We start from the raw sequence: 13,327 nt of genomic DNA on the forward strand, positions 1-13,327 counted from the left end.
ATATTACATATGACTTAAAATTTCTTTTTTCAAAGCATCGTATTCACCTTGCATGATGAGTCCGTTGTCCAACAATTTTTTATAGTTCTGCAGTTTTTCGAACAGCTCGTCCTGTGACAATTCTCCTAAAGTTTTTTCCTTTGCAACTTCAGGCTTTTCGTCCGGATATTGCTTTTCATCGCGATAGCCTGATTGAGAAACAGGAATGATTTCAGCAAAATCGGTCACTTCTTCAGTTTCTACTTCTTCAATAACTTCCGGCTCTTCTACCTCAGCGAACGTTTCTGCAACGATTTCTTTTTCCTGGAATTCTTCTACCACTGGCTCCTCAACAAATGCTTCCACAACCGGGCCATTCTTTAAAACATCCAATTGTTCTTTAGCAAAAGTATAAATCTTTCTTGCCTGCGTTTTTGGAAGATAATCGATAGAAATAGTCAGATCGGTTTTAGTTGTAAATGAAAATTCGGAACCTAAAATATTCTCTTTTACAAAAGTTCCGGCAATATCATCCCATGTATAATCTGTGAAATCCATCGACAGTCCTAAATTTTTAGGCTTGCAGATAATGATTCTTTTGTTTGTAAGCACAATACTATCTGGAAAAACCGTGATAGCCGGTTTTTTTTGCACTCCTATATAGCCTATTTCCTCATTCTTCATGAGTAGATCGGTCAGTTTTGAAGTAATCTTTTCGATTGCTTTTGGATCTTGTTCTTCGTTTAAAAACTTTTTAATTTGTTCTTTCATCTTTCAGTTGCTGAATTTGTAGACTTATATCCACAAAAGTAATACCTAATTTTTTAATTCAATAATTTCAGTTTGGATTTTCTTTGTTAAGCTTTTGAAAACCAAATCATAGGAATGGTCAATAAGTTCTCTTACCATTTTATCCGTAACATCGCCATGCAAAGAAACCGTATTCCAATGGACTTTGCTCATATGGTAGCCTGGTTTTATATCATCAAACTCGGCACGGAGTTCTTCTGCTCGTTCCGGATCACATTTTAAATTGATAGACGGTGTCCCTTTTTCCCAACCGCTAAGTGAAGAAAGTGCGAACATTTTTCCGCCAACTTTAAAAACCAGCGTGTCTTCATCAAAAGGAAAATGTTCTGTTACTCCTTTTTTAGAAAGGCAATACTCAAAATAGGCTTGTATGTTCATTCTCTTATTATTTTTTCCATTTGTTTCTCCGGATTGGCTAATGCTCCAAATCCAAATTTCTCATATAAAAAGTGAGCATCTGCTGTAGCCAGTCGCCATGTCTTGACTTTTTTAAAAGCCGGCTCATTTAATAATTTGTCCATTAGCAGTGATGAATATCCTTTTCTTTGCTGTTCTTCCACTATAAAAACATCCATAATATACGCAAAAACAACATAATCTGTCACCACTCTTGCAAATCCTATCTGCTTTCCATTGTTATAAATTCCAAAACAAAAAGAATTCTCAATAGTTGTCTTGACTTCTTCAATGGTTCTTCCTTTTGCCCAATAGGTGTTGGTCAGGAATTTGTGGATAAACGGAATATCCAACTTGTCTTTATCTGTAGAAATTCTAATCATATCTTATATAAAACGGGTTTGCTTGGACTTGCGTCATTTTCAAAAGAAGCTATTTGCAGGTTTAGCAGATAACTGCCGTCTTCTACTTCATCAGCTACAAAAATCAGCTCAGTAATCGTCGCATCAAATCGGGCATCATCGTTCAGGTCGTGGGTATTTTTTACATTCCAAAATGCCTTATGAGCCAATAGCTTTCCCTGATCCTTTTCTTTGTCAACACTTGGCAGATCAATCAACAGGTGTTTGATTCCTCTTTCTCTGATAAAAACTGCCGCTTTTTCTTCCATATAGGGCGGATTGGTATCCGAATATTTCCTGGAAAGCTTTTCTTCTACATTTGGCAAGGTTCTGATTACAATGGCTTCGGGAAATTTTCCATCCAATGCTTTTTCTATCTGGTTTTTGGTTATTACCAGATCTTCTCCCCGGATTTCCGGTTCGACAGAAACTAATTCTGCCGTAAAGAAAAAGGTTTTCAGGTACTGGTTAATGCTGTAGAATTCTTTTGTAATATGCCCTAAACATTCTGTGTGCGTTCCGTGTCCGTGTGGATTGAAAAAGATATTATTGAAATTGGTAGATGAGCTTCCTTCAGAAACCTTCCCTACCCAATGTCCAAAGCGAACAGGTTCTATGACGGGTTTTTCTATATACCAGGCGATAGGATTCTGATCTGTATTTGTCAATAAGATGGAAATATCAATCGGCTTCGAAAGATCAACTTCAAAATTTTGGTTATTATGCTGGATTTTGGCAATCATTGTTGAATGTTTTAATTCCTTTGGCAAAAACCCGCGTGGCTTTTACATTTAATCATCCAAATTTATCAAAAACAAATCACTTGCAATTCCATCTGCCAAAAACTTTCCTTTGGGTGTTGTTTTCAAGATATTATTTTCAATGGCAAGCAATCCGTCAGCGATAAACTTTTCTGATTGCCTTTGAAGATATTTCAATACTTCTTCACCAAATTCTTTTTGAATACGTTCAAGCGAAACGCCCCAAATAGTGCGAAGACCTGTCATGATATATTCATTATAGCGGTCATTTGCTGACAATATCTCGACTTCGCTAGGCAATTTTCCGGCTTCAATTTCTTTTAGGTAAATCGGGTTGTTGGCAATATTCCAACTTCTGGAAATCCCATCATAGCTATGTGCAGAAGGACCAATTCCTATATATTTTTTCCCTAACCAATAGGCTGAATTGTTTTTGGAGAAATAATCCGGCTTGCCAAAATTAGATAGTTCATAGTGTATGAATCCGTGTTCCTGAAGCAATTCTACCAAAATCATAAAATGTTCCTGAGCCACCTCATCTTTGGGCTCGGAAACTTTTCCTGTCTGTATCAGTTTCTTTAAGGCTGTTTTGGGCTCTACAGTCAAGGCATAGCTTGAAATGTGCGGGATATTAAATCGCAGTGCTGTTTCTATATTCTGTTTCCACATTTCATTAGTCATTCCGGGAATGCCATAAATCAGGTCGATAGAAATATTATCAAAATAACGTGTTGCTGTTTCTAAGGATTTTTTGGCTTCTTCTGCATTATGAGCACGATTCATCATTTTCAAATCATCTTCAAAAAAGGACTGAATACCAATACTCAAACGGTTAATTCGACTGTCTGCTAATCCGATAATACGGTCATCTGAGAGATCATCAGGATTGGCTTCCAGAGTAATTTCCGGGTTTTCTGCCACTTTAAAATTGGCGTATACGGCATCAATCAAAAAAGCCAGTTCAGCATCTGACAATACCGAAGGCGTGCCGCCTCCAAAATAAATGGTTTCTACGATTTCGTTTTCAAATTCCGATTTTCGCATTTGCATTTCTTTCACCAAAGCCTGTACCATTTCTTCTTTCTTTTTCATGGAAGTCGAAAAATGAAAGTCGCAATAATGGCAAGCCTGTTTGCAAAAGGGAATATGGATGTAAATACCGCTCATTTTATCTAGTACAGCACAGAAATCATTATTTCTTTACCCTGTCTTCATTTTGTTTTACAAAAGCATCCCAACCGGAATAGCTTTTTGTGCCTGTTGTTTTTCCTGAGTTAAAAAAGTGGCATACCGCCGCAGCAAGACCATCTGTACTGTCCAAATTTTTAGGCAGTTCTTTTAATCCCAAAAGCTGCTGTAGCATTTTAGCTACCTGTTCTTTGGATGCATTACCATTGCCGGTGATGGCCATTTTTATTTTTTTGGGTTCGTATTCCGTAATTGGAATCTGTCTCGAAAGACCGGCTGCCATAGCAACGCCCTGAGCCCGACCCAATTTCAGCATTGATTGTACGTTTTTCCCAAAAAAAGGCGCTTCGATGGCAATTTCATCCGGATGGTGTGTTTCAATCAATTCGATAGTTCTTTCAAAAATGACCTTCAGCTTGGTGTAATGATCGTCATATTTGCTCAATATAAGCTCATTCAATTGCAAGAACTCCATTTTTTTATTGATAACTCTTATCAATCCGAAACCCATGATTGTAGTCCCGGGATCAATTCCTAATATGATACGTTCGTTTGCCAATTTTAATTTGTTATTTTGCCGAATGATTGCAATTCCTCACAAAGCTAAACAATTCCTAGTGTTTCTGGTCAAACTTTTGATTGTTGGCGGTGCATTTTATTTTATCTGGAATCAATTGGCTCATAACGAACAATTGAATTGGCAAAAATTTATTGATTTGTTGGATCGAAAGAAATCTTTCTGGGGCATTCTTTTCTTGCTATCATTCAGTTTTTTTAATCGCTATTTTGAAATATTAAAATGGCAGAATCTTGCTCAGGTCGTTGAAAAAATTTCTGTCGGCAAGGCAACAGCACAAGTTTTAGGAGCTTTGACGGCTTCTGTTTTCACTCCTAACGGAATTGGCGAATATGGCGCTAAGGCATTGTACTTCCAAAAGAGCGAAGCCAAAAGAATCGTATTTCTAAACCTGATTTGCAATGGAATTCAGATGATATTGACCATCATTTTCGGTACAGTCGGACTGCTTTATTTCAACTATAAATTCCCAATCGTATCCAACGAAACCCTCTTGCTTGTTTTCGGAATAGTATTACTGATATGCGGCCTGTTGTTTGGTTTGAAAAAAATCACAATAAGAGGTTATTCTCTTAACAAGCTCTTTGAAAAGATAAACGAGATTCCTAAACAGGTCCATCAAAAAAACATACTCCTGGCTGTTGGCCGCTATCTTATTTTTTCGCATCAGTATTATTTCCTGTTTCTTGCTTTTGATGTACAGCTGCCTTATTTGCTGCTTATGGCAACGATCACAAGCGTTTATTTCCTGGCTTCTTCCTTACCCACATTCCAGTTTTTGGATTTTGCTGTCAAAGGAAGTGTTGCGGTATTCTTTTTCGGAATGCTTGGCGTAAACGAATGGGTTGTCGTTTTTATCAGTACCTTGATGTGGTTTTTAAATGTGGTGCTTCCTGTAATTATCGGAAGTTATTATGTCTTTAATTTTAAGTCGGTATGGAAATCATAACCTATCTGTTTTTTGGAATCATCGGAATTTATTCCGTTTTTATCGTATGGCTTGCCTACGGCTTCCGTCAGCTACCTGTTTTTAACAATAATCTTCCGGAAACGAAATCTATTTTTTCGATTATTGTTCCTTTCCGGAATGAAGCGCAGCATCTTCCCCAATTGCTATATTCTTTCTCGCAAATGGATTACCCGAGGTCAAATTTTGAAATTGTCTTTGTAAATGATGCTTCAACAGACGATTCTGTCAGTGTCATCAAAGAATTTCAAGCTTTGAGTTTTAACTTCCGGATACTAGATTCTGCTCGAAAATCGGGCTCTCCAAAAAAAGACGCCATTACAACGGCGATAAACAGCATCCAAAACGAATGGATCATTACTACCGATGCCGATTGTTTTGCAAGCCCTGAATGGCTTAAAACGATTGACAGCTACATACAGAGCCATAATCCTTCAATGATTGCAGGGGCGGTTTCTTTTTCTGCCGGAGACACTTTTCTCCAACAGTTTCAACAACTGGATATGATAAGCCTGCAAGGAGCAACAATGGGAAGTTTCGGATTACGTAAAGCCTTTATGTGCAACGGAGCTAACCTCGCCTATAAAAAAGAATTATTTCTTGAACTCAACGGTTTTGAAGGAAACGATAGTATTGCCAGTGGCGACGATGTTTTTCTATTGCAAAAAGCCGTAGCGAAATATCCTGAAAAAGTACAGTATTTAAAATCTGAAAACAATATTATCCTGACCGAACCTTTGGATAACTGGAATGCCGTTTTTAATCAACGGGTGCGATGGGCTTCAAAAACGAAATCCTACCAAAATTCTTTTGGAAAAATTCTTGCCCTTGCTGTTTTTGGAGGAAATCTGGCCATTGTAATTGGATTGCTTTTGACATTTGCAGGCCGGTTTTCTTTTTGGAGTTGGTATCTGCTGTTTGCCGTAAAAATCTTTGCGGATTTCCTGTTATTAAATCCAACAGGAAAATTCCTAAAACCGGAACAGGTCAAATTTTTCCTTCTCAGCAATCTGTTTTATCCTTTTTTCAGTACGGCTGTGGCGTTGTATTCTCTTTTTGGGAAATACGAATGGAAGGGCAGAAAATTCTAGATTTCTTATTCTACGTTCAGAATTACCGGCAAGATAAATTGCGTCTTTACCGGTATCCCTCTTTTTAGGGCAGGATTAATTTTTGGGAAATCGGTCAAACGGCTATGGAGTATGCTGTCAATTTTCACTTTATCATACGCCAGGCTATCGGATGGGAACTGCGGTTCGAACTCAATTCTTGAATCCGGATATACAGTAACTTTAACCTGTATTGTATCAATCTGTGGGTATAATATAGACAACGTATCCAAATCTAGCTTTTGCTGGATTGTAACGGTCAGGAAATCAAAAAAACACTGTTTTCTGGTGGTTTCATCCTTGATTGAATCACAAGTCGCCACCGAAGGAAATTCATCCACCTGATTCCAATTTACTTTTTGGAGCTCCTGTTTGAGCAGTTCTTCCTCGGAAATCTTCTGATTCTGAAGATTCTGGCACGAACACAAAAGTCCTAAAAAAAGAATTGCTGTGAGTTTTCTCATGTGATGATTGGCAGGCATTTTGTAATATTACATAATTCAAAAATAATAAATTTAATTTATGGAATATTTTTTATTGGTTCTTGGATTTTTATGCGTGATTGGAGGAATCCTTGGCAGCTTCCTCCCTGTACTTCCAGATGCTCCGCTATCCTGGATTGGATTGCTCCTGCTTTACTTCTGCGACGGAATCAAAACCGAATACTGGGTATTAGGCATTACGTTGTTAGTGGCTATCGTTTCCGGCGTTTTAGATTATATCATTCCGGCAAAAGGAACGAAACACTTTGGCGGAAGTTCTTATGGAATTTGGGGAACCAACATAGGGTTAGTTATCGGACCGATTGCACCAATTCCTTTTGGATTTATTATAGGCCCGTTTTTAGGCGCTTTTATTGGAGAAATGTTATACGATTCCAAAGATCATTCCCGTGCGCTAAAAGCAGCAACAGGATCTTTTATTGGCCTTCTGGCTTCAACCTTTATAAAATTTGTTGTGTGTATGGGATTCCTGGGGCTTTTTCTGTATAAAGTATGGGAATTTAGGGAAGTCTGGTTTTGATAACCAAAAGCAATGCTGTTTAAATCAAAAAAGCCCTCCAAGTAAATGGAAAGCTTTTCATTGGTCTAACTACTAAACCTGGTACTTTCGTACCTAAACAACACAACTAATCTTAAAAACCTTTTTGGGCAAAAAAGCCTTTCTTTCGAAAGGCTTCCCCCAATTTAGCGGTCTGGACGGGACTCGAACCCGCGACCCCATGCGTGACAGGCATGTATTCTAACCAACTGAACTACCAAACCAGCGCTTAATTGCGAGTGCAAATATACCACAGTTTTTTACTTCTGCAAGCGTTTTCGCAAAAAAATTCAAACTTTTTTTTGTCGTTTTACCCAAACATTTGTTTTTCAACCAAATATGTAGTGAGTATTTTTTCAAAATTTTTGCCCGCTGCAACAGGAACGTACTTGATTTTATTCTGTGCGCAGGTCAATGACAAACGCTTGAAATAGTTTTCAGCGCGTTTTTCATACTCTTCTTTTATGTTATCCGCAAAAAGATTGACTTCTTCTCCCGACTCAAGGTCTATAAATTTCCTCGGTGTATTGTCAAAATCGAAGCTCAACTCTGTTTTTTTGTCGATCACATGAAACAATACGACTTTATGTTTATTGTGCTTTAAATGCTGTAATGCATTCAGCAATGCTTCTTCATTTTCGGGCTGAAACATGTCCGTAAACAGGATAATCATGGAACGGCGGTGCATTTTCTCTGCAATCTGATGCAAAAAAGTAACCGTATCTGTGTTTTTAGATTGTTTTGGCTCTGCCAGTAATTGTTCCAGTTTGTTGAGAAGCATCCTGTGATGGCGCTCACTTCCTTTTTCCGGTGCATAATATTCATAATTGTCCGAATAGATACTCAACCCGACAGCATCTCTTTGTTTCTTGAGCAAATTCATCAAAACTGCCGATGCCAGAACAGAAAATCCAATCTTGCTTTCAAAAAATTGCTGCCCGTCATGTAACTTCGGATAATGCATTGAAGAAGAATTATCAATAATCAGATGGCAACGGAGGTTTGTTTCTTCCTCAAAACGTTTGGTATACAGCCTATCCGTTTTTGCAAAGAGCTTCCAATCGATATGCTTTGTGCTTTCACCAGCATTATACACCTTATGTTCTGCAAATTCAGCAGAAAACCCATGAAATGGGCTCTTGTGCATTCCCGAAATAAAACCTTCGACAACCTGATTGGCCAACAGCTCCAAATGTTGGAAACTGGAAATTTTTTCTATTTGCGATTCAATCTTCATTCTTCAAATATATTGAAAGATTGACTGATTTAAAAATTTATGCCAAGACTTTGAAAACAAAAAAAGACCTGAATCATTATTCTCCAGGCCTTTCTCAACTAATCCTAAAAACATCTATATATTTATTATTGTAATGCTCCTGTATCAAACTTCAACTTCCATGAGTTTAGCTTTCCGGTATCATCCACACCACAATCATACATCTTCATCCTCCAAACTCCTTTGATGTTTTTGCCTGTCAAAAATGTTGCCAAAGGCGTCATCATAACTGTGGTAGGAAAAGTACCCATTCCACTTGTAGGCGCATAATTTCCTGAAACAAAAGGAGCTGCCAGTAATGTTGTATTAGCCGAATTAAACACCAGCTTATTTCCCGCAATGAAATCCGCATCAGTACCGCAGACCGTATTATTAGCTGCACCTATTCTTTTTATCAATCCAACCGAATCTCCGGAAGGTGTAAATAATTCTAAAACCACATCACTGCCAAAAGTATGGCTTATGTCTACTTCAATACTTACTTTGGACGGATTGGCTATGATTCCATCTGCAGTAATCTCTATAGAGTTTTCTGCACTACCCGGAGTTGCATTGCTACCACATGCACCTGTTAGATTTGTAGCATCTGGTATTGGTAGCGGCGTATTATTTTCTAAAGTCGCAGGCAGTGCCAGACGAGTATCTTCAGGCGGTTTTTCTGAGTTATCGTCTTTGCTACAATTTACCAACATAAGAGCCAGCAGAAACATCAGGTTCATTTTTAAATCGCTTTTCTTAAATCTTAAAAAATCTGTTTTCATGGTCATTTTCATTAGTTAGGTTATTAAGTCATCATTTCATAGTTGGGGCTTGTGTGCTGAAAAAAACTCTCCGCTTTTCTCATGTAAAATTGCATTAGTATTTTGCAACTAAAAACAGCTAATAGACAAGTGCCGTTTTAAATAGACCAACAACATATCAAACTGGCCTAAATAAAAAAGACCTGACTATAAATGCCAGGTCTTTTTTCTAACTAACCGCAAAATGTTACTCTGTCCTTTTGAAGTCAAAACTTAAGTCTCCTCCATTATAATCTAAAGACACATTGGTTGGGAATGTTTGTGTAGCCCCACCTACCCATCTGTATTCTAAAAACTTGATATTTCCTGCTGTGATAGGATAAGTTGCATTTGTGTTATCCGCTTTATGTCTTTTATACCAATCGTTAGAATTCATCGTAATCATATATTTTTTGTCTTTTTCTAATACGAAGTCAGTGATAGGATGTGAAACAAGAGTATTTGCACTTGCTACATTTACAGTTTCCGTTTTTAAAACTTCTTTGGTTGTATAATCCCAAATCGTAACCTTCAAGGCCGGGTTTGCATCTGGCAGTTTAACCGTTATCGCTTTCATAACTCCTTTGACATTTGGAGAAAATGCCAGACCAAATTCATAGCTTCCTGAATTAATAAAATTGTCCGTAGTTGTAAATCCTGCCTGTGTATAGTAAGATTCCAATGGATTTTCGACCGGGTAAGATGGCTTGCTATCATCACTGCTACAAGAAATTGCCATAATTGCTAATAAAACTCCCGATAAGATTTTAATCGTTTTCATTTCTTTAATTTTTTGTTATTGTTTTTAATCATTTGGTTATTACAAAACAAAGGTGCTGACATCCATAAACTAAAAAAACCACTAATAGACCAATAACATTTTAAATAGACCAATAACATTTTTCTTAATAAATGTTAAATTTTTTATTTACATTTGAGTAAATCCTTCTGGAATGGAAAAGCTAAAATGTATTATTGTTGATGATGACGAAATAGACAGGCTTACGGTACTTTCGTTTGCGAAACGGTTTGAAAACCTCTCCATTTTGGGCGTGTTTGAGTCTGCAGATGAGGCTCTTTCTTTTATGGAAAATAACCCGCCCGATATTTTGTTTCTGGATATCGATATGCCTGGTACGAACGGCGTTGAATTGCGAAAAAATGCTTTGGCAGTTCCGGCTTGTATTTTTATTACTTCACATCCGGAATTTGCCGTAGAAAGTTTTGAACTCGATACTTTAGACTTTATCGTAAAGCCACTAAAATTTGACCGTTTTTCACAGACTATGCGCCGTATTGAAGAATTCATGGAAATAAAACATAAGGCATCCTTATTTGAATCAAGCATAGGTGGTGATGTAATTTATATAAAAGAAGGACATGATCAAACCAAAGTCAAGCTGCACGACATCCTATATCTTGAAGCCTTAAAGGATTATACCCTGATTATTACTTCTAAAAAAAGACACTGCGTTCTTTCCAGCCTGGGGATGTTATTAAAAGAAACCCATTTTCAATCCTTTATAAGAATCCACAGAAGTTTTGCCGTACAGAAACAGTTTATAGAAAAGATCAACACCCAGGAAATACTGCTCAATAATGGCGCCATGATTCCTGTGGGAAGGAGCTTTAAAGAAAATATCAACATCTTGCTATCATGAAAAAAGCATTCTTCTTTTTAATCTTCTGTCTGTTTTCAACAGTATTGACAGCCCAAAAACAGGGGCAAATGCTGATTGATTCGTTGGAAACATCACTAAAAAATACCAAAGACAAAAAGACCATTGTCATTATCAAAAATAAGCTGAGTCAGGAATATTCCCGAGTAGATCCTGAGAAAGGAAAACAATTGGCAAAAAGTGCTATTGAAATGGCAGAAACTATTGATTTTAAAAATGGATTGGCCGAAGGTTATCGCTGTCTGGGAATTAATACAACCGATTCTACTGCAATTAATTTTTACCGAAAAGGTCTTGAATATGCAAAAGAGACTAAAGACAAGCAGGTTTTGAGTGTTTTGTACCGGAATATAGCCGTTTATTATATTTACAGGAATGATTACAAAAACGGACTCGACTACAGCTTTAAATCCCTTAAATTAAGTGAGGAATTAGACAAACACGAAGAAATTGCCGGAACCTATATCAACATAGGGTTTATATACAATGACCTGAAAGACCGAAAAAAGGCGTTGGAATATTTCAAAAAAGCATTGGATATAAACAAGAAATTCAACAATCCAACGATGAAAGCCGTGATTCTTGAAAACATAGGCGTGCTTTACAATAATGAGGGCAAAAACGAATTGGCCGTTTCTTATCTCAATCAGGCGCTGGAAATCAATAGAAAAAACAATAATCTAAATTTTGTAGCTACGAATCTGGGAACATTAGGAAGCGCCTATCTGGAATTGAAAAAATATGACATGGCGGAAGAGCATATCAAAGAAGCGCTAAAAATCAGTAAGGATTTAAAAATCCGCAGGATTATGTCTTACAACCTGCAGAACCTTTCCATGATTTATATGCAAAAGTATAGCGATCCGAAAAACAATTCTTTTTACAAAAACAGGCCAATAGCAGATACTTCTTTATTAATGTTGAAAGAAGCAGTAATTTATGACCAGGAGAGCAATGACATCAAGTCTCTCTCTACAGATTTTAAGGAGATGGCATCGCTTTATGAAATCCTGGGCGACTCTAAAAACGCGCTTCTTTATTTCAAAAAATTCAATACATCTAAGGACTCTATCTATCAGAGTGCAACAAAAGAAACCGTAAAAAATCTGGAAGACCAACGAACAATAGAGCTAAAAAACAAAGAAATCCAGTTCAATAAGCTGAAAATAGAAAGCAAGGAAAAACAAAAATGGTATTTTATCCTTGGTCTTATCATGTTGGCCGTTATCGGAATATTGCTATTCTACCAAAGCAGGAACCGAAAAAGGAGTAACGAAAAACTACAGCTTTTAAATAATGAGCTGGATCTAGCCAACAAAACAAAATCGCGCTTTTTTAGCATCCTAAATCATGATTTGAGAAGTCCGGTATCCAGCCTGATTCATTTTCTTCATCTTCAAAAAGAAAGTCCTGAAATGTTGGATGATGAAAGCAAAAAAAGGATGGAAGACAAAACAATTATTTCTGCTGAAAATCTGCTCAATTCTATGGAAGATCTTCTGCTATGGAGCAAAGGCCAAATGGAAAACTTTAAACCTCAGCCCAAAGCCGTCAAAGCAAGTTCCTTATTTGAAGATACCCGAAAACATTTTTCCGGACAAGAAAATGTCAGCATCTTATTTGAAGATTCTCAAGGTTTAATATTAAATACTGACGAAAATTATCTGAAAACAATTATCCGCAATCTAACCGGAAATGCTATCAAAGCTCTGGAAAAAACCAAAGATGCTCAAATAACATGGAAGGCGTGGGAGAAAAACGGAATGAAACACCTTTCTATTTCAGACAATGGTCCGGGTGGCAGTCAGGAACAATTCAGGGCCTTATATGATGACAAAGAAGTTGTAGGCATCAAAACCGGTTTGGGATTGCATTTGATACGTGACCTGGCTAAAGCTATTAATTGTAAGATTGATATCCAGACAGAGCCTAACCAAGGAACTACTTTTATACTAACTCTAAATTAAAAAACCCTTCCAAAGCCTAAGGTTTTGGAAGGGCATATTAAGATATAATCTCTCGATTATAACAATGCGTCAATTGCGTCTGTGTAGCTTTGTTTTGGTGCTACGCCAACTTGTCTTCCTACTACTTCTCCATTTTGGAAAACCAATACTGTTGGAATGTTTCTTACGCCATACTTTGCAGCAAACTCCTGGTTTGCATCTACATCAACTTTTCCAACAACAGCTTTTCCGTCATATTCAGTACTGATTTGGTCAATGATTGGACCAACCATTCTACAAGGTCCACACCATGCTGCCCAAAAATCTACTAAAACGGGTTTATCTGATTTTAATACAATTTCTTCGAAAGTTGCATCTGTTATTGCTTGTGCCATATTTTTTTGTTCTTTGAATTTTA

16 protein-coding genes and 1 tRNA gene are annotated in these 13,327 nt (G+C 37.2%); 5 read left to right on the plus strand and 12 right to left on the minus strand.

Annotation, left to right across the window (positions count from 1 at the left end; translation table 11 throughout):
• Nucleotides 1-3: 3 nt before the first annotated feature.
• Genes ABH942_RS07135 through ruvC form a run of 6 tightly spaced genes read right to left on the minus strand, consistent with a single transcriptional unit; the run spans nt 4 to nt 4,094 of the window.
• Entirely contained in the window at nt 4-750 is a 747-nt protein-coding gene (locus tag ABH942_RS07135) for a PH domain-containing protein (protein ID WP_370030562.1), read from the minus strand.
• A gap of 45 nt (nt 751-795) precedes the next feature.
• Nucleotides 796-1,167, minus strand: a complete 372-nt coding sequence (locus tag ABH942_RS07140) for an MmcQ/YjbR family DNA-binding protein (RefSeq protein ID WP_056072056.1) — start codon at nt 1,165-1,167, stop codon at nt 796-798.
• Nucleotides 1,164-1,568, minus strand: coding sequence for a GNAT family N-acetyltransferase (locus ABH942_RS07145; protein WP_370030565.1), 405 nt, complete (start codon nt 1,566-1,568; stop codon nt 1,164-1,166). The genes ABH942_RS07140 and ABH942_RS07145 overlap by 4 nt, the downstream gene beginning before the upstream one ends.
• A complete protein-coding gene (locus tag ABH942_RS07150) occupies nt 1,565-2,329 on the minus strand; it encodes a cyclase family protein (RefSeq protein WP_370030567.1) in 765 nt (254 codons plus the stop codon). The genes ABH942_RS07145 and ABH942_RS07150 overlap by 4 nt, the downstream gene beginning before the upstream one ends.
• Nucleotides 2,330-2,377: 48 nt before the next feature.
• Nucleotides 2,378-3,514: a radical SAM family heme chaperone HemW gene (gene hemW / locus ABH942_RS07155; protein ID WP_370030569.1), complete on the minus strand. Its 1,137-nt coding sequence runs from the start codon at nt 3,512-3,514 to the stop codon at nt 2,378-2,380.
• 25 nt (nt 3,515-3,539) lie between these two features.
• On the minus strand, nt 3,540-4,094 hold the full coding sequence (gene ruvC, locus ABH942_RS07160; protein ID WP_370030571.1) for a crossover junction endodeoxyribonuclease RuvC: 555 nt from the start codon (nt 4,092-4,094) through the stop codon (nt 3,540-3,542).
• A gap of 22 nt (nt 4,095-4,116) precedes the next feature.
• On the opposite strand from ruvC, the gene ABH942_RS07165 reads away from it, so the two are divergent.
• Nucleotides 4,117-5,061 (plus strand): lysylphosphatidylglycerol synthase domain-containing protein, encoded by a 945-nt coding sequence (locus ABH942_RS07165; protein ID WP_370030573.1) that lies wholly within the window; start codon nt 4,117-4,119, stop codon nt 5,059-5,061.
• The gene (locus ABH942_RS07170; RefSeq protein ID WP_370030575.1) at nt 5,049-6,170 is read left to right on the plus strand and encodes a glycosyltransferase; all 1,122 of its coding nucleotides are present in this window, start codon (nt 5,049-5,051) and stop codon (nt 6,168-6,170) included. The genes ABH942_RS07165 and ABH942_RS07170 overlap by 13 nt, the downstream gene beginning before the upstream one ends.
• 5 nt (nt 6,171-6,175) lie before the next feature.
• Here the strand turns inward: ABH942_RS07170 and ABH942_RS07175 are convergent, their stop codons facing one another.
• Nucleotides 6,176-6,652 (minus strand): hypothetical protein, encoded by a 477-nt coding sequence (locus ABH942_RS07175; RefSeq protein WP_056072527.1) that lies wholly within the window; start codon nt 6,650-6,652, stop codon nt 6,176-6,178.
• Between the two features lie 58 nt (nt 6,653-6,710).
• On the opposite strand from ABH942_RS07175, the gene ABH942_RS07180 reads away from it, so the two are divergent.
• Nucleotides 6,711-7,211 (plus strand): DUF456 domain-containing protein, encoded by a 501-nt coding sequence (locus ABH942_RS07180; RefSeq protein WP_370030577.1) that lies wholly within the window; start codon nt 6,711-6,713, stop codon nt 7,209-7,211.
• Between the two features lie 168 nt (nt 7,212-7,379).
• Here ABH942_RS07180 and ABH942_RS07185 read toward each other — a convergent pair.
• From ABH942_RS07185 to ABH942_RS07200, 4 genes are all read right to left on the minus strand, one after another.
• A tRNA-Asp gene (locus tag ABH942_RS07185) sits at nt 7,380-7,453 on the minus strand.
• A gap of 86 nt (nt 7,454-7,539) precedes the next feature.
• The gene (locus tag ABH942_RS07190) at nt 7,540-8,466 is read right to left on the minus strand and encodes a DUF58 domain-containing protein (protein WP_370030579.1); all 927 of its coding nucleotides are present in this window, start codon (nt 8,464-8,466) and stop codon (nt 7,540-7,542) included.
• Between the two features lie 125 nt (nt 8,467-8,591).
• Entirely contained in the window at nt 8,592-9,266 is a 675-nt protein-coding gene (locus ABH942_RS07195; RefSeq protein WP_370030581.1) for a proprotein convertase P-domain-containing protein, read from the minus strand.
• A gap of 226 nt (nt 9,267-9,492) precedes the next feature.
• Nucleotides 9,493-10,065, minus strand: coding sequence for a hypothetical protein (locus ABH942_RS07200; protein ID WP_370030583.1), 573 nt, complete (start codon nt 10,063-10,065; stop codon nt 9,493-9,495).
• Nucleotides 10,066-10,237: 172 nt separating this feature from the next.
• Here ABH942_RS07200 and ABH942_RS07205 point away from each other — a divergent pair, with 172 nt between their 5' ends.
• Complete coding sequence (locus ABH942_RS07205; RefSeq protein ID WP_370030585.1) at nt 10,238-10,945, plus strand: LytR/AlgR family response regulator transcription factor; 708 nt, start codon at nt 10,238-10,240, stop codon at nt 10,943-10,945.
• Nucleotides 10,942-12,930, plus strand: a complete 1,989-nt coding sequence (locus tag ABH942_RS07210) for a tetratricopeptide repeat protein (protein ID WP_370030587.1) — start codon at nt 10,942-10,944, stop codon at nt 12,928-12,930. The genes ABH942_RS07205 and ABH942_RS07210 overlap by 4 nt, the downstream gene beginning before the upstream one ends.
• A 56-nt stretch (nt 12,931-12,986) precedes the next feature.
• Here ABH942_RS07210 and trxA read toward each other — a convergent pair whose 3' ends face one another.
• Nucleotides 12,987-13,304: a thioredoxin gene (gene trxA / locus ABH942_RS07215; protein WP_056072021.1), complete on the minus strand. Its 318-nt coding sequence runs from the start codon at nt 13,302-13,304 to the stop codon at nt 12,987-12,989.
• Nucleotides 13,305-13,327: the final 23 nt, after the last annotated feature.

The organism is Flavobacterium sp. 28YEA47A, assembly GCF_041262125.1.
Lineage (GTDB): Bacteria > Bacteroidota > Bacteroidia > Flavobacteriales > Flavobacteriaceae > Flavobacterium.